This is a genomic window from Paenibacillus allorhizosphaerae, from assembly GCF_042659105.1.
Classification (GTDB): Bacteria; Bacillota; Bacilli; order Paenibacillales; family NBRC-103111; genus Paenibacillus_G; species Paenibacillus_G allorhizosphaerae.
Window position 1 is genome coordinate 464,663 of the sequence record NZ_JBHSRV010000003.1, and the last position, 19,568, is coordinate 484,230.

The following is a 19,568-nucleotide window of genomic DNA, read 5'->3' on the forward strand; positions in this document are numbered from 1 at the left end:
GTCCAGCTCGCAGAGCAAGCTAGCCTTTGCGGCCGACCACGCAAAAATAAGGCGGCACGGACTGAGTCGCCGTGTCGGCGCCGGGCTCATCCATGCGCACGAACGAGAAGCCAGCAGCCTGAAAGTCGTTCAAGTAATAAGACAACGGCCGGTGATATGCTCCCAGCGTGGAGCGGATCGTACCGCTACCGTGGGATTTCCAGTACTGCGGCGCATATTGGAACACTCTTCTGGAACCGTCCTCCAGCGGATAGCTGAAAGGAGATTGGAAGCATGGGTGCATGACGACCCAGATCATGATGCCGCCGTCTTTCAGCACCCGATGAGCGGAGGCGAACACGGCTTTATGATCCGGGACGTCCATCAGCATCAGGCTGGAAACGACGGCGTCGAACGACGCTTCCGGCAGCTTGCGAAGCTGCATCGCATCGTCCTGGAGCCATGTGACGCCGGCGGATTTGTCCTTCGCATAGCGCAGCTGCCCCTCGCTCTCGTCCACGCCGGTAACCGTCGCCCCCCGTGTGGACAAGCGGCAGCTTAGCTCCCCTTGCCCGCATCCGATATCGCAGATCTTTTTACCGGCGATGACGGATAGCGCTTCCAACTGTTCAATAATATATCGGATCGACGTTTCCGCAACGCCTCTTTTTGTCGTCAATTCATGATACTGATCGGCAAAAGCATCGTATTTCGCCATGGGAACCACGCTCCGCTAATAGAATTCTACTTCTCTTCTATTATATGGCAATTGATTGTGCGGAAAAATAGCTGTTTTTCATCGAATCGATCTCTTTCCGAGATGAAAGATGGGGTTGTGCAAGACAGGTGCATGATAAGGTAAGAAAAAGCCCGAATCATCAGCCGCAGCCGTCATCCGGGCAATTATTAATATATAATGCTACTTCAACGCTTTATCGAGGGCAAACGGTTGCCCCGACCATGCCTTCTTCTGCGTCCACTCCGCTTCGCCTTGCCAGAATGGATGCTCCGGTCCAAGGCCGAGCGGCAAAAATACCGCAGAGCAAAGATACAAGCTGCCGGTTGAAATATACGTCTCGCCGATCTCCGGTTGATCGCCGCAAAAGCCGATGCGCAGCCATCCGTCAGCATCAAAGGTGCCCGGCGCATCGATCATGCGGCGGATGACCGCCGTGAGCGCGCAGCGGACCTGGGCCGGCTGAACGCCTTCCGGCAGCCGTTCCTGCAGCGCCATTTGCGCCAGCAGCTGGAAGGCGCCGAACCGATACGCCAGCGATCGGCCGATAGCCGGGAACGTTCCTTCCGGCGAGATGAGCCGCTCCTGAATCGCGGCATGGCGCGTTGCCCTCCGCAGCGTCGGCTCCAGCAGGCGCTCCCAATCGGCGAACTTGGAGCCGACGGTCAGCAATATATCGACAAACATCGGCTGAATAACGAAGCTGTTATAGTAGTCCCAGTGAAATTCCACGCCGTCGCCATACGTGCCGTCGCCAAGGTACCACTCGCCGTGCTTTTTCACCGCATAGTCGATGCGCATCGGATCCCAGTCCGGCTCGCCCAGCAAGTAGAGCGCCGTCTCCGTCATCGCTGCAAACAACAGCCAATTGTTGTAGCCCGGCTTGCGCGTTCGCGTTGCTTTGAGACAGGCGGCTAGATTGCGTTTCACGCGGTCGTCCAGCTTGCCGAGCAGCTCCCGCGGGGCACGAACGAGCGCATGCGACAAGAACGCCGCGTCCACGATCGGCTGACCGCCGTGCGAGAAATTCATAAAGTCGGGCGACGCGGGATCGGTCGCAGCATCGATAGCCGCTCTCGCGAGGCCGGCGAATTTCCGGCGACGCTCCTCCTCTTCCCCCGTCAAACCGGTAAGCTCAAACCAAGGAGCCATACCGCAAATGAGCCGTCCGAGCGCCTCCAAATACGTAAAATGCTCGCGGTCGTTCGTGATTGCCTGCACCGGCATCCGGCTGCGCAGTTGACGCGCTTGAAGCGCTTCCAATACGGGTTCTCCAATCCGGCACATCCAGTTGACCCAATCGTTGCGGTCAGCAGTTCCCTGATTCATAAGGGTACTCGTCTCCTCTCGTCGCTTAAACGTTTCAACTTCTTGTACCATTATAACGCGTGTGTAAAAAAATAGGGATTATTTTTTAATCCGTTGAAGCTTTTCCAGAAAAAATTTGGTACTATAGTTGAGGTTGTTTCATCTTATCTTGACGCTAAGGGGTGTTACTTACGAAAGTGCAAAAGGAAATTAAGGTGGACGAGCGCCCGCCGCTGCTTCAAAGCTTGCCGCTCAGCTTGCAGCATCTGTTCGCGATGTTCGGATCGACGGTGCTCGTACCGGTGCTGTTCAAAGTCGATCCGGCGACGATTTTGCTGATGAACGGCATCGGGACATTGCTGTACCTATTCATCTGCAAAGGGAAAATTCCCGCTTTTCTCGGCTCAAGCTTCGCCTTCCTTTCGCCGGTATTCGCCGTGCTCGCATCCGGCCAATCTTATCAGGCAGCGCTGGGCGGCTTTATCATCTCGGGGCTGATCTTCATTGCAGTGGCGCTGATCATCCGCTCTGCAGGAACGGGCTGGCTCGACGTCGTCTTCCCGCCCGCAGCCATGGGCGCGATCGTCGCCGTCATCGGACTGGAGCTTGTGCCGGTTGCGGCGGAGATGGCCGGATACATTCAACCGGCGGGTGCGACTGATTGGGCGCCCGATACAGGCGCCGTCATCATCTCATCGGTCACCCTGCTCATTATGGTGCTCGGATCGGTCGTATTCCGCGGCTTTCTCAAAATCATTCCGATTCTTGTCGGCATCGTATGCGGTTACGTGCTTGCCTTTTTGCTCGGATACGTCAAATTCGAAGCCGTCGCCGCCGCCGACTGGTTCGCACTGCCGCATTTCTACGCGCCGCAGTTCAGCTTGTCGGCCATGGCGATCATCGCTCCGGCCGCGCTCGTCGTCATCGCCGAGCATATCGGCCACTTGATTGTGACGGGCAATATCGTCGGCAAAAACTTGTCCAAAGACCCGGGGCTTGACCGCTCGCTGATGGGCAACGGGATTTCTACCGTCATCTCTGGCTTTGTCGGCTCCACGCCGAATACGACGTACGGCGAGAACATCGGCGTTATGGCGATCTCCCGCGTATACTCCGTATGGGTTATCGGCGGAGCGGCCATTATCGCCATCGTGCTCTCCTTCTTCGGGAAGCTCGCCGCGCTGATCACCACGATCCCCGGACCGGTCATGGGCGGCGTATCGCTGCTGCTGTTCGGCATCATTGCAGCGTCAGGCGTGCGGATGCTCGTGGAAACGAAGGTCGACTATTCCAAAGCGTCCAACCTGATCCTGACCTGCGTCGTACTTGTCATCGGGATCAGCGGCACGACCGTGACGATCGGCAGCTTTTCGCTGAAAGGCATGGCGCTTGCGACGGTCGTCGCCATCATACTCAGCCTCTTCTTCAAGCTGCTCGATAAACAGGGACTCACGAACGAGTAATTGACGAATCGCCAGTCTTATATAACACGACTCAAAAAAGATTCAGCTGCCTCTCGTAGGCACTGAATCTTTTTTTTCGTTGCTCCGCGCGGAACAATAGCATTGTAGAGCATGTGCTTCTTGAAAGAAGAAACCAGCATGGTAACGCTTTACTGGAAACTTATACATACTATCTTTAAACAAAAAACCTGGCCGGTTCCTCACCGCCAGGTTTTTGCCGTATGCCTAGTAATCCGATGTCGCGCTACATTTTTTCCAATATCGAGTAAACGATCGTCTTCGTATCCTTGTCGATATGCAATTCCACCGCGTAGCTCCCGATTGTAAACGTCTGATTTTCGACGGTATCGCCCGCCTCCACCCTCCGGTACACGTCGGCGAACAGCTCTTTGAACTTCAGCGCTTCATGCGCAAACAAATAATTCGCATAAGCGTCGATCGATTCCTGGTTGCGCGCGAGCACGCCGTTTTGCACGTGAACGGTAACGCCGTAGGTGCGGTACTCCGGCTCGATCCACAGCGACGCTTCTTCCCAGCTGCCATTTGGAATGAGCGTACGGTTTACATCTTTGGCTTTCGTCTCGGCATCCTTGTACAGCTTCGCCGTCGTCTCCACCAGGTCGTAGTTCGTGCCCCGCAGCTTGGCCGCTTCGCCGAGTACCTTGTACGCCTCGGCCATCTTGGCCGTCGGGAACACCACTTTCTTATAATGGCCGTCTTTCGTCGGCACGATCACTTCAAGACCCGGCGGCACCGCCGCAAGCGAAGTCGTCACGCGCTTCGATTTATCGGTAATCCGGTCCAAAATCGCCAGCGACTCGGCCCGCGTCACTTGCTGTCCCGCGCCGAAATAACCGTTCGGGTATCCTTCCATAATGCCTTTGCCGTATGCTTCCGCGACAAACCGTTTTTCCCGTTCCTTCAAGCTCAGGAAATCGCCTAAAGTGCCGGCACTCTTCAGACTAAGCGTCTCGTCTTCCGTATACTCCGTCTCTTTCACGGTATAATAAATGATTTCCGCGACCTGCTCACGCTTCAAATTCGCCTTGAAATCCGCGAATTGGCTCTTATTAATGAAATGCAGGTCGTTGGCGAGATCGATGAACGGCTTCGCCCAATAACCGAGCAAGCTCGGACGGAAGTTAAAATCCCGGTAATCCTGCTCCAAAATGCCGCGGTTCGCTGCGCCTAGCGATTGTACGAATTCTTTTTTCCATGCACGCTCGCCGTTAGGGTAAACGTTCGTATACGATAAGAGAAGCATTTTCACGAATTGATCCGCCGTTACCGGATCGTCCGGCCGAAACGTTCCGTCCGGAAATCCGTCCAATATCCCGCGGTCTACCAGTCGATTGACGGTCGCCTCCGCCCAATGCCCCTTTACATCGGAAAATCGTTGCTGCTGTTCCTGCGCATAAGCCTGCGAATAATTCGAAATAACGAACATCAACAGACATGCGGACAGCACCCGCGCGATTTGCCTCACGCAGGATGTTCCCCTGTTACTGACCCAGACCATAGTTCAACCTCGCTTGTGCCATGTCGATTAACCGCTTCTTTTGTCGTTTTGCCGCGGCCATTTTTAAGCATAAACGGTTTTACCGGGCTTGAACATTGCCCTTGAAGCCTATTATCGTTCGCATCCGAAAGACGGTAAATTAGGGAAATAGTCTGTAGTCCAATGTGAAAAAAGTAACAATACCGCCTTCGCCGGGACCTAGGGCTGCACAATAAAAAGCCCTGCATCCGTCGCTAGGACCGTTGCAGGGCATCGTAACTTGTGCATGCTCACGTAAAAGCGTTCAATCCGCCGTATTTGGAAATGGCCAGCAGCAAATCTTTTTTGATCGGCAAAATGAACTGCGCCTTCTCGAGCCGAAATATCCCGCTGCGGTTGTGCAGCTCCGACTTGATGACGTAAATCCGGTAATGCTGCATGCCGGCATGCAGATTGACCATCTCGCTGCCCGCTTCCCGGCGATTGTTAAAGCTGATCGCACGCGAAGCAGCCGGCTGATCGAACGGGGTAATGCTTATAATATCTTCCAGCTTGATATAGTAATTGGCGTGCGGCTTCTGAAACACTAACTCCTTGGTGGACACCGTCAATCCAAAGTCCCTCTTCTTATGGGAAATTTTCAAATCCCCCTCGAGGCCTTTGATCGTGATGAAATTTTCGTTCATCGTTCCTTCCTCCTCTTCTGGAGCTTACGCAAACGGACGTTTGCCGTAAGCCCGAACGTTCGGAATCACGCGGCGCAAAGACATAGGAACAGCATACCACAAACCATGTCCCATCCGCTATAAACGATTTCCGAATATCAGAGGAGGTGCCGCACGCACGAACGTTACGCTAAATCAGCGATTCCGCTCCGTCGATGAACAGCTCCGTGCCTGTAATGTGGCTGGCCGCATCGGAAGCGAGAAATGCCACAAGGTCGGCCACCTGCTCCGGCTGTCCCGGCGCATGCTCAAGCGGCTGGCTGCCTTCCGGGTATTTGACCGGGATTTTAATTTTATCGAGCTCCGGCGTCGGGTGCGTATTCTCGCTGATGTTCGTCTTGATCGAACCCGGACAAATGACGTTCACGCGAATTTTGTATCGGGCCAGCTCCAGCGCCGCCATCTTCGCAAATGCGACTTGTCCGGCCTTCGACGTGCTGTAAGCGGACATGCCGAAATTGGAGAAGACACGGCTGCCGTTAATCGAGCTGGTGATAATGATGCTGCCACCATTCTGTTTCATGTGCGGGATCGCGTGCTTGACGCAAAGAAACGTGCCTTTCAGGTTGACGAACAGCGTATGATCCCAATCTTCCGGTTTCATATCCTCGATCGGCGATAGAACGCCGTTGATGCCCGCATTCGCAAATACCGCATCGATCCGGCCCCATTGCTTCGCTGCGGCGTCGAAAGCCTGATGCACGCGATTCGGATCCGATACGTCGACGTCGGCGGTCATCACCTCGGCTTTCATGTCGGCGAGCTGCTGCTTCACTTGCTCCCTGCGTTCGTTTTTCAAATCGACAAGGCATACTTTCATTCCTTGCTGCGCGAGAGCGACCGCGGTGGCCCGGCCGATGCCCGAAGCGGCTCCAGTAACGACGGCAACTTTATCCTTCAGCTCAGGAAGAACAATCCGGGGCTTCTGTAACGTTTGAACGGTCATGATCAACACTCCTTGCTCCAGGTGGAATAAGTTTCGAATACAAGCTTATTTTGCCTGAGCGGCGGGAAGATTATGTGAACGCGGGTGTTCCGCTCGTGTTGGGCATTCATTTGTGCTACAATACGATAATTGATGAGAGATATTTACATGCGGGAGGCATTATTTCAGTTATGTTGATTATCGGCATTGCAGGCGGCACAGGCTCGGGCAAGACGACGGTGGCACGTTCCGTGATCGACCGGCTCGGTACGAATAAAGTTACATTCATATCCCAGGACAACTATTATAAAGATCATTCGCATCTTTCTATTACGGAGAGGGAAACGATCAATTACGACCACCCGCTTGCATTCGATAACGCGCTGCTCCTTGAAAATTTGAAGGAATTGAAAAAAGGATCGACGGTGCAGGCGCCGGTGTACGATTTCGCAAATCACGCACGCGCTGCAGGCCGCTCCATGGAGCTGAAGCCGAATAAAATCGTCATTATCGAAGGACTTCACGTGCTGTCGGACGAGCAGCTGCGCGACATTCTCGATATCAAAGTTTTCGTGGATACCGACCCGGACGTCCGCATTTTACGCCGCGTGCTGCGCGATATTCACGAGCGCGGACGGTCGATTCAGTCCGTCTACGATCAATATTTATTAACCGTCAAACCGATGCATGAAGCATTCATCGAGCCGTCAAAAAAATACGCCGACTTGATCATCCCCGAAGGCGGGCACAATGAAGTCGGCATACAGCTGCTCTCGATATTGACCGAGAAATATTTAATGGCCTAAGCCAATTTAGCTTCAGCTTATTTCTTTTTGCGGTATACCCGCTCCGGCCGGCCAACGTCGCCGTAAGACAAATCCGCCTGCAGTCGCCCTTCGGCGATGAGATGCTCCAGGTAGCGTCTGGCCGTCGAACGGCTGACGCCGACCCGTTTGGCCGTTTGTTCCGCCGTCAACGGCATTTCGGCTTCCAGCACGGCGTGAACGATTTTATCCAGCGTCAGCTTATCGATGCCTTTGGGCAGGGACACCGCGTTCCCTGAACTGGAGGCTTCTTTTTTGCCTGCTCCGTGCAGCAGCGCATCAATCTCCTCTTGGCTGACGCCGGCTTTTTCCTGGCGCAGGGTGAGCAATGTATGCTGGTACGCTTTGTACCGGAGTAGCGTTTCCTGCAGCCGGCTGAACAGCAGCGGCTTCATAATGTAATCGAACGCGCCGCCGCGCAGCGCTTCCCGGACGGCGTCCACTTCTTTAGCCGCCGTAATCATGATGACATCCGTCTGCCTGTGCTTTTGCCCGATCGTCCGCAGCAGTTCCAAGCCGCTCGTGTCCGGGAAATAAATATCGAGCAGCACGAGATCCGGCTCCAGCACCTCAAGCGTCTCCAGTGCTTGCGCTTCATCCGTTGCGATGCCGACGACGCTGAAGCCGGGCACTTTCTCGACGAACCGGCGATTGATTTCGGCAATCCGTTCGTCGTCTTCAATAATCAGCACCCGCAGCACCGTTTCTTCCGCTTGCAGCGTAGACCCGCTCATCTGTCATTCCTCCCCCACATCCGCCTTCTGTTTCGGAATGGACACGGAGAACACGGTGCCGCCAAGCGTCGACGGCTCGTGAAGAATGTGCCCGTTCAGCTTCTCGACCGCGTGCTTCACCAGCGACAACCCGATCCCCCGATGCTCGCCCGCTTTGCTTGAAACGCCTTTTTCGAACATGCGCTCCGCATAATCTTTGGCAATGCCCGGCCCGTTATCCTCGCACTCGATGATCAAATCCTCCCCCAAATCCGTCAAAAACAAAGTGACGCGTTTCTCGCCCGTTTGCGGTGATTCGAGCAGCGCCTCCATAGCATTGTCGCACAAATTGCCGATGATCGTAACGAGCAAATCACGGTCGATCCATGCAGGAACGTCGCGGAACGTGCTTTCGGGGTCGATCTCGAAACGGATTTTCCGTTCCTGCGCATGGCTGTGCTTGCCGATGATCAGCCCGCCGATGACCGGATCGGGAATTTCCCGCATGATGAATTGAACGAGATTCTGATGCACATCCGTCTCGCGCGAGATCATCTCGACCGCCTCCTGATACGATTCGAGCTGAATCAACCCGGAGATGACGTACAGTTTGTTCGAATATTCATGCGTCTGGGCACGCAGCGCTTCCGCGAACCGTTTCACCTGCGATAATTCTTCTGCAAGCCGGAACAGCTCCGACTTGCTGCGGAAGCTGGCGACCGCGCCGATCACTTCGCCTTGCCTGCCCATAATCGGCACCCGGTTCGCCACGACCTCCTGCTCGCCGATCAGCATCACTTCGTCAAAATGCGCCTGCCCCGACTGCATCACTTCCAGCAGCTTGGTCGACGGGACGTATTCGACAATCGGACGGCCGATCAAATCCGTATCGTCCGGCAAATCCAAAATGTTCAGCGTTTCCTGATTGGCCATTGTGATGCGGCCTTCCCGATTTACCGCGAGGATTGCTTCGCGGATCGATTGCAGCACCGCTTTTTTCTCCGTATATAGCAACCCGATCTGCTCCGGTTCCAGCCCGTGAATCGAACGCCGCACGCCGCGTGCGATCAAGACGGCGCCGCCCATCCCGAGCAGCAGCGCGAAGATGCCGATCAGCATGACTTTATCCTGGTATATATCGTCCCAGCGTTCGATATCTTCCAGCAAAAATCCGACCGAGACGATCCCGATCACATCGCCCTGTTTGGAAAGAACGGGCACTTTCCCGCGAATCGCCGGCCCGAGCGACCCTTCCGCCTTGGAAATGATCGAATGCCCTTCCAGCACCGGGCCGTTGTCGCCGCCGACCATTTCTTTGCCGATCCGGTCGGGCAGCGGGTGAGCATACCGGATGCCTTCCCTGTTGCCGACGACAATATACTCGGCCCCCGTCCTAAGGCGAATTTCTTCGGCAAGCGGCTGAATGACCGCAGAAGGTTCCGGCCGGTTAAACGCGTCCCTCAGCTCCGGCAGCCCGGCTACGGTCTCGGCGACGGACAGCGCACGTTTGCCGGTCGTCTCTTCCATCATGGTCAGGAGAACATACTGCACGATAGCGCCGACAACGCTCAGTACGAAAAACAACAAGGAACATATGAGCACGATCAGTTTGGTTTGAAGGCGCATTCTGAGGCGAGTGCCCCCCTTTCATGCTTGTCATGTATAATATATACCGAAAGAGACGCTGCAACAAATACGCGCAAGCAAGGCATGCTTTCCGTCCGCTGCACGAAAACCCATCTCCGGCAGCGGAGACGGGTTTCGATGACGCAACGATCAGCCTTCCTCGTTCACAAGCACTTTTTTGCCCTTCAGCTTCAGCACGAGCGGAATAAGCACCCACAGCAAGCCGATGATAAGGAAAATGACGGAAATCGGTTTTTGCAAAAAGATCATAAAATCGCCGTTCGAAATCGTCAGCGCCCGGCGCATATTGTTTTCCATCATCGGACCGAGGATCAGGCCGAGCACGAGCGGCGCGAGCGGAAAATCGTGCTTCGGCAAATAATAACCGACAAGCCCGCAAATCATGATCAGCATCAAATCGAAGGTCGAATATTGCACCGCGTACACGCCGAATACGGAGAAAACGATGATCAGCGGCAGCAAATATTTGGCCGGCGTCTCAATCACTTTGGCGAATACTTTTACGAGCGGCATATTAAGAATGAGCAGCATCAAGTTGCCGACGAACATGCTGGCGATGACGCCCCAGGCAAGCTGCGGATGATCGGAAAACAGCAGCGGACCCGGTTGAATGTTGTACATGATAAATGCACCCATCATAATCGCCGTCGTTCCCGAAGACGGGATGCCGAGCGTCAGCAGCGGAATCATCGCTCCGCCTGCAGCGGCGTTATTCGCCGACTCCGGTCCGGCTACGCCTTCAATGGCGCCTTTGCCGAACTTCTCGGGTTGCTTGCTTGATTTCTTCTCCACAATATAGGAAAAGAACGAAGCCAGAATCGCCCCAGCGCCGGGTAGCAGCCCGATGAAAAAGCCGAGCAGCGATCCGCGGGCAATCGGTGCCGCGCTATCTTTCAAGTCTTGTTTTGTAGGTAAAATACGGCTGATTTTAGCGATCTCGCCTTCGTTTTTGTCCCGTTCGAGAATCGTTTTGAACACTTCGCCCAAAGCAAACGTACCGACCGCGATCGTCAAAAATTCAAATCCCTGGAACAGTTCCGGAATATCATACGTGAACCGCGCGACGCCGGAAACGTTATCGATCCCTACGGTTGCGAGCAGCAGCCCGGTACCTGTCATGATGAGCGATTTGGTCATCGATTTGCCGGCCAAACCGCTAATGGCCAGCAGCCCAAGAATCATCAACGAAAAATATTCCGCCGGGCCGAATTTGATCGCAACGGCCGATAGCGGCTGCGCGAGGAAAATCAAACCGATCAGCGACACAAGTCCGGCCGCGAACGACCCGATGGCCGCAATGGCGAGCGCCGCCCCGGCTCTGCCCTGTTTGGCCATCTGGTAGCCGTCAAGCGCCGTGACGACGGAAGAAGATTCCCCCGGCGTATTGAGCAGGATCGACGTTGTCGAACCGCCGTACATCGCCCCGTAATATACGCCGGCGAGCAGAATGATCGAGCTGGTCGCCGCTTCTTCCGCACCCAATCCGGCGGTCAGCGAGGCCGTTACCGGAATCAGCAGCGCCACGCCGCTCATCGGCCCGATCCCCGGCAATACCCCGACCACCGTTCCGATCAGCACGCCGAAAAATACGAACAAGATGTTATGCCACTGCGCCGCAGTAGCCAAGCCGTGAAGTAAATAATCCAGTGTGCCCATGTTCAACCTCCTACGATAAGCCTAACCATGCTGGAAATCCGGGCAACGTGCCGTCCATCACTTCGACGAACAAATAATAAACGCCGAGCGAAAATCCTAGCGAAATGAGTAGCGATTTCCACACTTTTCCCCGCTCCATCGTTTGAAATCCAATCATCAGGAAGAGAAAGGTGGAAATGACGAACCCGATATCTTCAAGAAAAAACGCATACAGAACCGCTGCGGCAAAAATAATGCCGAATCGCTTATAGTCGAGATTTTGCTTCTGCTTCTCCCGCTGCTTGTAGCGGAACGTCTCGTAAATCAACCGAACGCTCATGAGTGTAACGAACAGCCCCAAAGCGAACGGAAATACATTCGCCCCGACATTGCTGCCGTATGAACTTTGAGTTAGTTTCTGGCTTTCAATCATAAACGCCGCACCGATGGCGAGAAAAACGATGCCGGCATAGCGATCAAACGTTTTGTTCAACGGTAGTCCCTCCTTACTGTTGCCGGTACAAAAACTTGCTTTGTAACTGACCTAAGCATAAGAGGGAGAAGAAACGTCTCCTCCCTCCGATCCTTCAGCTACTTCTGCATCCCGAGTGCGGTCAGCATATCTTTAATTAACGTTTCTTGCTGGCCCAGATACGTTTGGAAGTCGGCGCCGCTCTTGTAGTCGCTTTCCCAATTATTCGTTTGCAGCTCTTTTTTCCACTGCTCGCTCTCGGAAAGCTTCTTCAGCGTGCCGTCCCAGAACTTCTTCGCGTCCGCGCTCATCTCTTTCGGTCCGAAGATACCGCGCCAGATCAAGAATTCTGCGTCAACGCCCTGTTCCTTCATCGTCGGCACATCTTTCATGCTGCCGCTCAAACGCTGAGGAGCCGCGATACCGAGCACTTTAATTTTGCCCGCTTTCAAGTATTGGTCGAGGGAAGAAGCGTCCGTGCCGATAACGTCGGCATTGCCGCCAAGCAGCGCTGTCAGCGCTTCGCCGCCCCCATCGTAAGATACGTATTTCACCTTCTTCGGATCAACGCCGAACTTATACGCCGGAAGAATGGCAACGAGGTGATCCATAGAACCCGGCGCAGAGCCGCCGGCAACCGTAATTTTCGATGGATCCGCTTTCAAATCGTTCAGCAGCGATTTCAGGTCGTTGTATTTGGAGTTGGCCGATACGGCAATCGCCCCGTAATCTTTGGTCAATTGAGCGAGCGGCGTGGAATCTTTGTAGCCGTACGGGCTATTTCCTTCTTTTTTCAGGTTGTTGATTAAGATCGGCGGCGAGCTGACGAACAGTTTGTAATCGTCTTTCTTATCTTTCGTCGCATATTCGGCCATGAAGACAGCCCCGCCTCCGCCCGGTTTGTTTTCCACAGTGACTGGTTTTTCCACCAGCTTCGCGTCGGACAGCGTTTTGGCGATCGCTCTAGCGGTCAAATCCCATCCGCCACCCGCACCGGAAGGCGCTACGATACTAAGCGGCTTTTCCGGATACTTGGAAGCGCTTGCCGAAGAGCCCGAAGCAGCTCCGCCCTCTTTGGCATTGGGTGCGGAACCCCCTGCGCCGCATGCGGTCAAACTGAGTGCCAGTACGCCGGCCAGCGCCATTTTCCAGGAATGAGCAGATAACGTTTTCAATTTCATATAATGAGACCTCCCGTGAATAAATAAGTTGACGTATTCTTTCTTGTTAGCGCTTTCTCTATCGCTTTGTCATTGTAGCACCGCCCCGGCGGACTCGCATAGCTTATGAGCATAAGTTGAATAAGTGGTCATTTTGCGAATAAAGTTCATTTTGTTCACGGACATTCGCGCACAAAAAAAGCTCTCCGGCAGCGATGATCGGCATCGTTGCGGAAAGCTGTTCTTCTGAATGGTTGGCGGCTTTATAGGCCTACTTTGATGATTCCAAGGCGATTTGGGCGCCGCCCGGAACCTCCACCTCACGACCATCCACCTGCAGCCACACTGATTGGACGGATGGATTATATACAAAACTTGACGCTGCGGAAAACTGCAAAAGGCGAAACGCTTTCATATAATCGACGATTTCAATATTCGTAGCGTACCAAATATCTTCCCGGCCTCCGATATATTCGCAGAACGATTCGATCAAATCCCAGTTATTGTCGTTGTCAAATTCATAGCTGTGGCCCCAAACGTACATCATGTATAAATACTGGCGCTTGTTTAGGCTTACGAACTGCTCCGCCAAGCGCATCAAATCGCGCTTATGGTGGCAAGTCGGTTTCCACTCGAACCAGTCGTCGGGCATCGAGAAATTTCCGGTCGCCTCCACGACACGCGAATATTCGAATCCCAGGAACGGCAGCAGCTCTTTGATGTATCGGTTGTATGATCCGTTCGGATAAGATAACCCTCTCACCGTGTATTGAACGATGCTTTCCAATTGCTTGCGGTCCTGAAAAAGCTCCTCTACGAGCTGCTCTTTCGGGCTTCTGGCTATCGTCGGATGCGTTATCGTATGCGCGGCGACTTCATGCCCCTGATACAGCTCCGCCGTTTCGTCCGCCGACAGCCGATCCCCATTCCCCAGCAAGCCGGAATTGATATGGAATGTTCCTTTCATCCGGTGCTTGTTGAAAATTTCAACTAGCCGCTTGTCCGCGGCTCTTCCGTCATCGTAACTTAATGTCAGCACTTTATGCTTTCCGCCCGGGAAGGCGACGATCACTTTCGGCAATGTCAACACCTCATCGAAATAATTTTCTTTGCCTCACGCATTAGAATATTGCTTGGCGAACGGCTATCCCCCCAAGCTGCGACGCTCCGGGCTCTGTTACGATGATACTCTGCTGCTCTGATCGGTAACTTTCTTACGACGATTTGCCGGCGTATTCGGGCAACATGCCGCCTACCGACATATGATCGCTCGCAATTCCCGCTCCGACTGCAGCGTGAAGCGCGGCGCCGACGGCCGCCTCTTCTTCCACGGCAGATAGCTGCAGCCGCATGCCGAATCGTTTCTCGCAAACGGATCTTAGGTGTCTGTTCTTGCGTATCCCGTTTCCGGACCCGATCAACGTTTCCACTCGATCCTTTACCGGTCCTGGAAGCCTGGCGAAAAATCCGTACAATTCCTCCATTATCCCTTCAAGAAATCCGGCAATGAGATGTTCCGGCGTCAAATTCGACGGCCCTATTCCTTCAATCGATGCGCGGCGTCCGGGGTCTTCCCGCGTCCCGTAAAACTGGGAATGTACGATGAGCTTGTCTTTTTCAGCCTTCTTGCGATCTGCCAGAAATTCCATTGCTGCATACAGTTCCCTTGCCGCTGCTTCGGGTCCGACGAAAGCTTCAATGACGGCGCGGAAAAAACGCTCCAGCATGGCGTATGCTTTACCTCCGGCGAGTGACGCCCCGACGAGCAAGTAACCGCCGCCGGGAAAAGGCCGCGTTTCCAAACCGCGCACAGCTGTGAATTGTTCCGTGAATACGGATAACTGCCCACCTGTTCCGATGTTAAGCAACAGAGAGGAAGGCAGTTCTTTCACCGACCCGAGAATGCTCGCCTGATTGTCGCCGATGGCGTGGAACACCGGAATACGACCAAGGTAATCCCCAACTTTCGACATGGAACGATGAATCTGCGGCATCCAGTCGGGAGTACACCCCGCGGCAGCTAGCGCATCGGCATTAAACCGCCCCCGTTCCACATCGAAAAAACCAAGGCTTGCAGCGTTCGATGCGTCCATCACAGGCGCGATCCTCCCCGTCAGCCGCATTACGGCGTAATCGGCGATCGTGCAGAGCGCAGTCGCCCGCACCGGCACTTCTCCTTGATCAAGCAAAGCGGCGTGTGTCACAAATCCGTACCCTGTATAGACGGGATAACCGGTTGCCCCGGTCAATCGCTCCGCTAATGCAATACCGTCCGATGACGGTCGCAAGCCTCGACGGTCCTGCCATGTATAAAGCGGGCTCACCGCATGGCCATCCGCGCCGGTATACAAAATGCCGTGCATTTGCCCTGCGATCCCGATCCCCACTGCATTGGGGGATAATGTGAGCAGTTCACCCAATATGCGCTGCACGATCCGCATGATCTGTTCCGCATCTTGCTCTGTTCCCGCTGTTCCCCCGACGGAGCTGTCGTTAGGTTGGGTGAGTACATGGACAACCCGTCCTTCGTGCAGCTCCAGTGCGACGCCGCAAATGGAAGTGGTTCCTATATCCAGACCGATGACGATCATAACATTCCTCCCTGCGGCCAACAAGCCGATGCATTGGGGCCAAGGTCTTTGATGCGAAGCGGAAGCGCCGCAGTTCAATGAACAATAGTCGCATATAGATCGACGCTGTCTTGCAGTTTTAAAACCGGATCTCATTCATGCTGCACGAGCTAGCCTTGCCGCACAACAAGATTAGTTTTGCAGTGCCTGGTGAGCGAGCAACAGCGCACCGGACAAGCCTGCGTTATCGCCAAGTCCAGGTGGGACAACATACGTATCGATCTGCTCCTGCACTCGAGGATGAGCGACATAACCGTTTAACAGCTCACCGAGACGATGCCGAATCATCGGGAACAGATGTGTTTGTTTGCTGACCCCGCCGCCAATAATGATTTTTTGCGGCATCGTAATCAGGATGAAGTTCATGCAAGCTTGCGCCAAATAGTCGGCTTGAATGGTCCATGCCGGATGATCCGAAGGCAGCTCGGCAGCTTTGACGCCCCATCTTCGCTCTACGGCCGGTCCCGCGGCCAACCCTTCCAGACAATCGCCATGATACGGGCAATTCCCGACGTATTTGTCTTCCGGGTGCCTGCGGACCAATATATGCCCCATCTCCGGATGCGTAAATCCGTTGACAATGCGCCCATTCGCGACAAGCCCCGCCCCGATGCCGGTGCCGACGGTTATATACAAGCATCCCGCGAGCTCGCGGGCCGCTCCCCACGTCGCCTCGCCCAATGCTGCTGCATTGACGTCCAGATCGAAGCCGATCGGAACGTCAAATCGCTGCTTTAAAGCGCCAAGCACGTTGTAATTCCCCCAATGCGGCTTCGGCGTGCTTGTGATATAGCCGTATGTCGGGCTGTCCCGGTTCGGATCGATCGGACCGAACGAGCCGACGCCCAATGCATCAATCGCCTTGTCGGCAAAATAGCCCACCACTTGCACCATCGTTTCCTCGGGGACGGTAGTCGGGAACGAGACTCTGTCGACAATTTGTCCGTCCTCCGTCCCGATGCCGCACACGAATTTCGTGCCGCCCCCTTCAATTGCGCCTAAATAACCCATATCGGTTCACTCCAATTCTTTGTACTCTTTAACCGGAGTACGGCTTTCTATACCCGAAAATTTACTTTCCTAAAACACTTATTCCATACTCGCTTCCCATTTCCTGCACGAGACGATCCGATTTTGACTCCCTTTTCTCCCGATGCTACACAATGCAAAAGAGGCAGCTGCACCAGCTGCCTCCCGCTATTCCGTTGCCAATCCAGTGCTTTACGCGTATTGCTCGCCAACCGCGCATAAATCGGAAACGCTAGTCTTTCTTCGAATCCGTAGCGGGATCGCCGGCTACGGCTGCCGCCTTCTCGATCGCAGCCGGTGCGCTTACCGTGCCGGTGCGCTGCGTCAGCCCTTTCACCAGCTTCTCCAAATCGATGCCGCTGACGCTTTTCAGCATTTCCGGCGCCGTCGCCATCAGCGAAGTGACATAGTTGCTAACGCGTGCAGCGCCTTCGCCGTGGCCGGTATCGACCACCGTCAGCTTGTCGATCGATTTGATCGGCTCCGCCACTTTGCCCGCCAGTTCCGGCAGCATTTTCACGATGATGTCGAGCACCGCAGCTTCGCCGAACTTCTCGAACGCCTCGGCCAGCTTCTGCTTCGCTTCCGCTTCGGCCAAACCGCGCAGCCGGATGACTTCGGCTTCCGCCGTACCTTTGGCGCGCTCCGCGTCGGCCACCGCCTGGCCTTCGAGCCGCTTCTGCTCGGCCATCGCTCTCGCTTCCGCTTCGATGCGATACTGCATGGCGTCCGCCTGCGTGATCTGCTTCGCCTTCTCCGCTTCCGCAGCCTGAACGACCGCGTACCGGTCGGCGTCCGCCTTCTTCTTTACTTCCGCGTCATACTGCTTCTCGCGGCGGAGAATTTCCTTCGCCTCAAGGTCGATCTCGCGCTCCTTGCGCACCAGCTCGACACGCATCTGCTCCTCGACCACGCTCTGTTTCGCCCGAGCTTCCTGGATGTGGTACGCCTGATCCGCTTCCGCGCGCGCCATATCCTGATCCTTTTTGAACGAGGCAACCTTCAGTTCCCTTTCCTTCTCCGCCTCCGCTATATTCGTGTCGCGCAGCAGTTCCGCTTTTTGGCCTTCTTCCTCCGCAAGCGCCTTTTGAATCCGGGAATCCCGTACGGCCTGCGCCTCCGCAATTTCCGCGTCGCGCTTGACCACCGCGATCCGCGGCTTACCGAGCGCGTCGAGATAGCCGTGTTTGTCGCGCAAATCCTTGATGGTGAAGGACACGATCTGCAGTCCCATTTTTTTTAAATCTTTGGCAGCGACGCCCTGCACTTCCTGCGCGAATTTATCGCGATTCCGGTATACTTCCTCCACCGTCATCGAGCCGAGAATGGCGCGCAAATGTCCTTCGAGCACTTCCTGGGCTTCGCCTTTCAGCGCCTCCGTCGGTTTCCCCATAAACTGTTCAGCCGCCGTGGCTACATCTTCGACGGAACCGCCGATTTTAATAATGGCCACACCGTCGGCCATAACGGGTACGCCCTGTTCCGTATAAACCTCGGGTGTCGAGACATCAAGCTTATGAGATAACAACGACAAGAACTCGGCCCGCTGGAAAATCGGTAATATGAACGAACCCCCGCCGCGCACGATTTTGATTTTACGGCCCGTATCGTCCGTCAGTACGTTTTTGCTGCCTAGAAACGAGCCGGTCACAATCATGGCCTCATCCGGACTTACCGTTTTGTACCGGGCCCAAAAAGCAAGACCGAGAATCACAATCACGCCGACAACTATGCCGGGCACTACCATCACATCGCTAAAATTCATTCACATCCACTCCTTCACATTTCGTTAGAATCCAAACCGGAGACAAAGAGCGTGCCGTCCTTGACTTCCACGGTCACAACCCGTCTGCCGGCTTCGATCGGCGTGCCGTCAAAGCTTTCGGCAATTTGATTCGTCACGCCGCCGCCGGTACGTACCAGCACTTCTCCGCATCCTTTGGCCGGGATCGGCACGGTCACTTCCCCGATGCGTCCGACCAAGTCGTGGATGGAAAAAGCAACTGAGTTTTCGCTGTTCTCCATCGGCTTGACGTACAGAAAAAATATGAGAACGGCCGAAGCCGCGGCGGCTAATATGGAAAGCATCAATACAAGGGCCGGACCAAACACGGTATATTTGGTCAGCAAAACGCCGGCGCCGCCCAATAACGTTATCGCGCTGAACAGCACCATCGGCTGGAGCCAATGAAGCGCGTCGGCGGACAAAAAATCGAACAACCCATCCAGCGCGTTGCCAAGCAAATCGCCGAACAAAACCGTAGCAAAAGCAAATAAAGCGCCGGTGATCAACAACCCCCAATACAGCTCAAGCATGTGCTTCCCCCCTAACGTCCAAAAAATGTAGGCACACTAGTTAATACGAAAATACTGGGAATAAGTTGCACCTTTTTACTGGAAACCATTTCCTCGTTTTGAAACAACGATTCGGCACGCCAAAAAGAAAAAAGCCGCCCGTTTACGCTGAGGCAGCATTGCCGAATACGTGTTCGACTGCGAAAACCCGGTTCTATATTAATTGACTACATAATCGTAGAGCTATTCGATCGGGATGAATTCCCCTTTCTCCCACCGCTTCATGACCATCAAATCCCCGATATCGTCCCCTTCTCCGGAAAATCGATGCGTCCCAATAACGCCTTCTTCGGCCGCCCGTGAAGTATCGATCATTTTGAGCAAAACATGCCGTCGATCCCGAAGATCCCACGCTTTGTAGAGGATCGATTCGGAGTTTCACATCACAACATAGCCTGGTTCGAATCAATGTGCGGAAGCAACTTTCCACCTTCTCCAACTCAAAATCCAATCCACCGGATGGCTGCCT

The 19,568-nt window shown here is 54.5% G+C and carries 18 protein-coding genes; 2 read left to right on the forward strand and 16 right to left on the reverse strand.

Features of this window, described 5'->3' with window-relative positions:
- Positions 1-19 precede the first annotated feature (19 nt).
- Both ACFQI7_RS15320 and ACFQI7_RS15325 read right to left on the reverse strand, forming a co-directional pair.
- Positions 20-697 (reverse strand): class I SAM-dependent methyltransferase, encoded by a 678-nt coding sequence (locus ACFQI7_RS15320; protein ID WP_218097780.1) that lies wholly within the window; start codon positions 695-697, stop codon positions 20-22.
- 201 nt (positions 698-898) lie between these two features.
- Positions 899-2,044: a DUF2264 domain-containing protein gene (locus ACFQI7_RS15325; protein WP_218097781.1), complete on the reverse strand. Its 1,146-nt coding sequence runs from the start codon at positions 2,042-2,044 to the stop codon at positions 899-901.
- A 176-nt stretch (positions 2,045-2,220) separates the two neighbouring features.
- Here ACFQI7_RS15325 and uraA point away from each other — a divergent pair, with 176 nt between their 5' ends.
- Complete coding sequence (gene uraA / locus ACFQI7_RS15330; RefSeq protein WP_218097782.1) at positions 2,221-3,486, forward strand: uracil permease; 1,266 nt, start codon at positions 2,221-2,223, stop codon at positions 3,484-3,486.
- Between the two features lie 244 nt (positions 3,487-3,730).
- Here the strand turns inward: uraA and ACFQI7_RS15335 are convergent, their stop codons facing one another.
- The 3 genes from ACFQI7_RS15335 to ACFQI7_RS15345 all read right to left on the reverse strand — a co-directional run bounded on the left by ACFQI7_RS15335 (position 3,731) and on the right by ACFQI7_RS15345 (position 6,655).
- Positions 3,731-4,972 (reverse strand): S-layer homology domain-containing protein, encoded by a 1,242-nt coding sequence (locus tag ACFQI7_RS15335; protein WP_218097783.1) that lies wholly within the window; start codon positions 4,970-4,972, stop codon positions 3,731-3,733.
- 302 nt (positions 4,973-5,274) lie between these two features.
- Positions 5,275-5,670, reverse strand: coding sequence for a hypothetical protein (locus ACFQI7_RS15340; protein ID WP_218097784.1), 396 nt, complete (start codon positions 5,668-5,670; stop codon positions 5,275-5,277).
- Between the two features lie 169 nt (positions 5,671-5,839).
- Positions 5,840-6,655 carry an SDR family oxidoreductase gene (locus ACFQI7_RS15345; protein WP_218097785.1) on the reverse strand — a complete coding sequence of 272 codons (816 nt, stop codon included), beginning with the start codon at positions 6,653-6,655 and terminating at the stop codon, positions 5,840-5,842.
- Positions 6,656-6,825: 170 nt separating this feature from the next.
- On the opposite strand from ACFQI7_RS15345, the gene udk reads away from it, so the two are divergent.
- Positions 6,826-7,440: a uridine kinase gene (gene udk / locus ACFQI7_RS15350; protein WP_218097786.1), complete on the forward strand. Its 615-nt coding sequence runs from the start codon at positions 6,826-6,828 to the stop codon at positions 7,438-7,440.
- A gap of 17 nt (positions 7,441-7,457) precedes the next feature.
- Here udk and ACFQI7_RS15355 read toward each other — a convergent pair whose 3' ends face one another.
- The 11 genes from ACFQI7_RS15355 to ACFQI7_RS15405 form a co-directional block, all read right to left on the reverse strand.
- Positions 7,458-8,192 (reverse strand): response regulator, encoded by a 735-nt coding sequence (locus tag ACFQI7_RS15355; RefSeq protein WP_218097787.1) that lies wholly within the window; start codon positions 8,190-8,192, stop codon positions 7,458-7,460.
- Between the two features lie 3 nt (positions 8,193-8,195).
- Positions 8,196-9,797 (reverse strand): ATP-binding protein, encoded by a 1,602-nt coding sequence (locus tag ACFQI7_RS15360; protein WP_218097788.1) that lies wholly within the window; start codon positions 9,795-9,797, stop codon positions 8,196-8,198.
- A gap of 150 nt (positions 9,798-9,947) precedes the next feature.
- Positions 9,948-11,474 (reverse strand): tripartite tricarboxylate transporter permease, encoded by a 1,527-nt coding sequence (locus ACFQI7_RS15365; RefSeq protein ID WP_218097789.1) that lies wholly within the window; start codon positions 11,472-11,474, stop codon positions 9,948-9,950.
- Positions 11,475-11,484: 10 nt separating this feature from the next.
- Positions 11,485-11,946, reverse strand: a complete 462-nt coding sequence (locus tag ACFQI7_RS15370) for a tripartite tricarboxylate transporter TctB family protein (protein WP_218097790.1) — start codon at positions 11,944-11,946, stop codon at positions 11,485-11,487.
- A gap of 98 nt (positions 11,947-12,044) precedes the next feature.
- Positions 12,045-13,106 (reverse strand): Bug family tripartite tricarboxylate transporter substrate binding protein, encoded by a 1,062-nt coding sequence (locus ACFQI7_RS15375; protein ID WP_218097791.1) that lies wholly within the window; start codon positions 13,104-13,106, stop codon positions 12,045-12,047.
- Between the two features lie 250 nt (positions 13,107-13,356).
- Positions 13,357-14,166: a polysaccharide deacetylase family protein gene (locus ACFQI7_RS15380; RefSeq protein ID WP_218097792.1), complete on the reverse strand. Its 810-nt coding sequence runs from the start codon at positions 14,164-14,166 to the stop codon at positions 13,357-13,359.
- A gap of 133 nt (positions 14,167-14,299) precedes the next feature.
- Entirely contained in the window at positions 14,300-15,676 is a 1,377-nt protein-coding gene (locus tag ACFQI7_RS15385; protein ID WP_218097793.1) for a sedoheptulokinase, read from the reverse strand.
- Between the two features lie 171 nt (positions 15,677-15,847).
- Positions 15,848-16,726, reverse strand: a complete 879-nt coding sequence (locus ACFQI7_RS15390) for an ROK family protein (protein ID WP_218097794.1) — start codon at positions 16,724-16,726, stop codon at positions 15,848-15,850.
- 250 nt (positions 16,727-16,976) lie between these two features.
- Positions 16,977-18,509 (reverse strand): flotillin family protein, encoded by a 1,533-nt coding sequence (locus ACFQI7_RS15395; RefSeq protein WP_218097795.1) that lies wholly within the window; start codon positions 18,507-18,509, stop codon positions 16,977-16,979.
- Between the two features lie 14 nt (positions 18,510-18,523).
- Positions 18,524-19,060 (reverse strand): NfeD family protein, encoded by a 537-nt coding sequence (locus ACFQI7_RS15400; protein ID WP_218097796.1) that lies wholly within the window; start codon positions 19,058-19,060, stop codon positions 18,524-18,526.
- A gap of 222 nt (positions 19,061-19,282) precedes the next feature.
- Positions 19,283-19,414 carry a hypothetical protein gene (locus ACFQI7_RS15405; RefSeq protein ID WP_377517055.1) on the reverse strand — a complete coding sequence of 44 codons (132 nt, stop codon included), beginning with the start codon at positions 19,412-19,414 and terminating at the stop codon, positions 19,283-19,285.
- Positions 19,415-19,568 lie beyond the last annotated feature (154 nt).

Bases quoted from the DNA above. Each gene is read 5' to 3' on its own strand.
- ACFQI7_RS15320 (WP_218097780.1), bottom strand. From the start codon at position 697: ATGGCGAAATACGATGCTTTTGCCGATCAGTATCATGAATTGACGACA.
- ACFQI7_RS15325 (WP_218097781.1), bottom strand. From the start codon at position 2,044: ATGAATCAGGGAACTGCTGACCGCAACGATTGGGTCAACTGGATGTGC.
- ACFQI7_RS15340 (WP_218097784.1), bottom strand. From the start codon at position 5,670: ATGAACGAAAATTTCATCACGATCAAAGGCCTCGAGGGGGATTTGAAA.
- ACFQI7_RS15345 (WP_218097785.1), bottom strand. From the start codon at position 6,655: ATGACCGTTCAAACGTTACAGAAGCCCCGGATTGTTCTTCCTGAGCTG.
- udk (WP_218097786.1), top strand. From the start codon at position 6,826: ATGTTGATTATCGGCATTGCAGGCGGCACAGGCTCGGGCAAGACGACG.
- ACFQI7_RS15355 (WP_218097787.1), bottom strand. From the start codon at position 8,192: ATGAGCGGGTCTACGCTGCAAGCGGAAGAAACGGTGCTGCGGGTGCTG.
- ACFQI7_RS15360 (WP_218097788.1), bottom strand. From the start codon at position 9,797: ATGCGCCTTCAAACCAAACTGATCGTGCTCATATGTTCCTTGTTGTTT.
- ACFQI7_RS15365 (WP_218097789.1), bottom strand. From the start codon at position 11,474: ATGGGCACACTGGATTATTTACTTCACGGCTTGGCTACTGCGGCGCAG.
- ACFQI7_RS15375 (WP_218097791.1), bottom strand. From the start codon at position 13,106: ATGAAATTGAAAACGTTATCTGCTCATTCCTGGAAAATGGCGCTGGCC.
- ACFQI7_RS15385 (WP_218097793.1), bottom strand. From the start codon at position 15,676: ATGATCGTCATCGGTCTGGATATAGGAACCACTTCCATTTGCGGCGTC.
- ACFQI7_RS15390 (WP_218097794.1), bottom strand. From the start codon at position 16,726: ATGGGTTATTTAGGCGCAATTGAAGGGGGCGGCACGAAATTCGTGTGC.
- ACFQI7_RS15395 (WP_218097795.1), bottom strand. From the start codon at position 18,509: ATGAATTTTAGCGATGTGATGGTAGTGCCCGGCATAGTTGTCGGCGTG.
- ACFQI7_RS15400 (WP_218097796.1), bottom strand. From the start codon at position 19,060: ATGCTTGAGCTGTATTGGGGGTTGTTGATCACCGGCGCTTTATTTGCT.
- ACFQI7_RS15405 (WP_377517055.1), bottom strand. From the start codon at position 19,414: ATGATCGATACTTCACGGGCGGCCGAAGAAGGCGTTATTGGGACGCAT.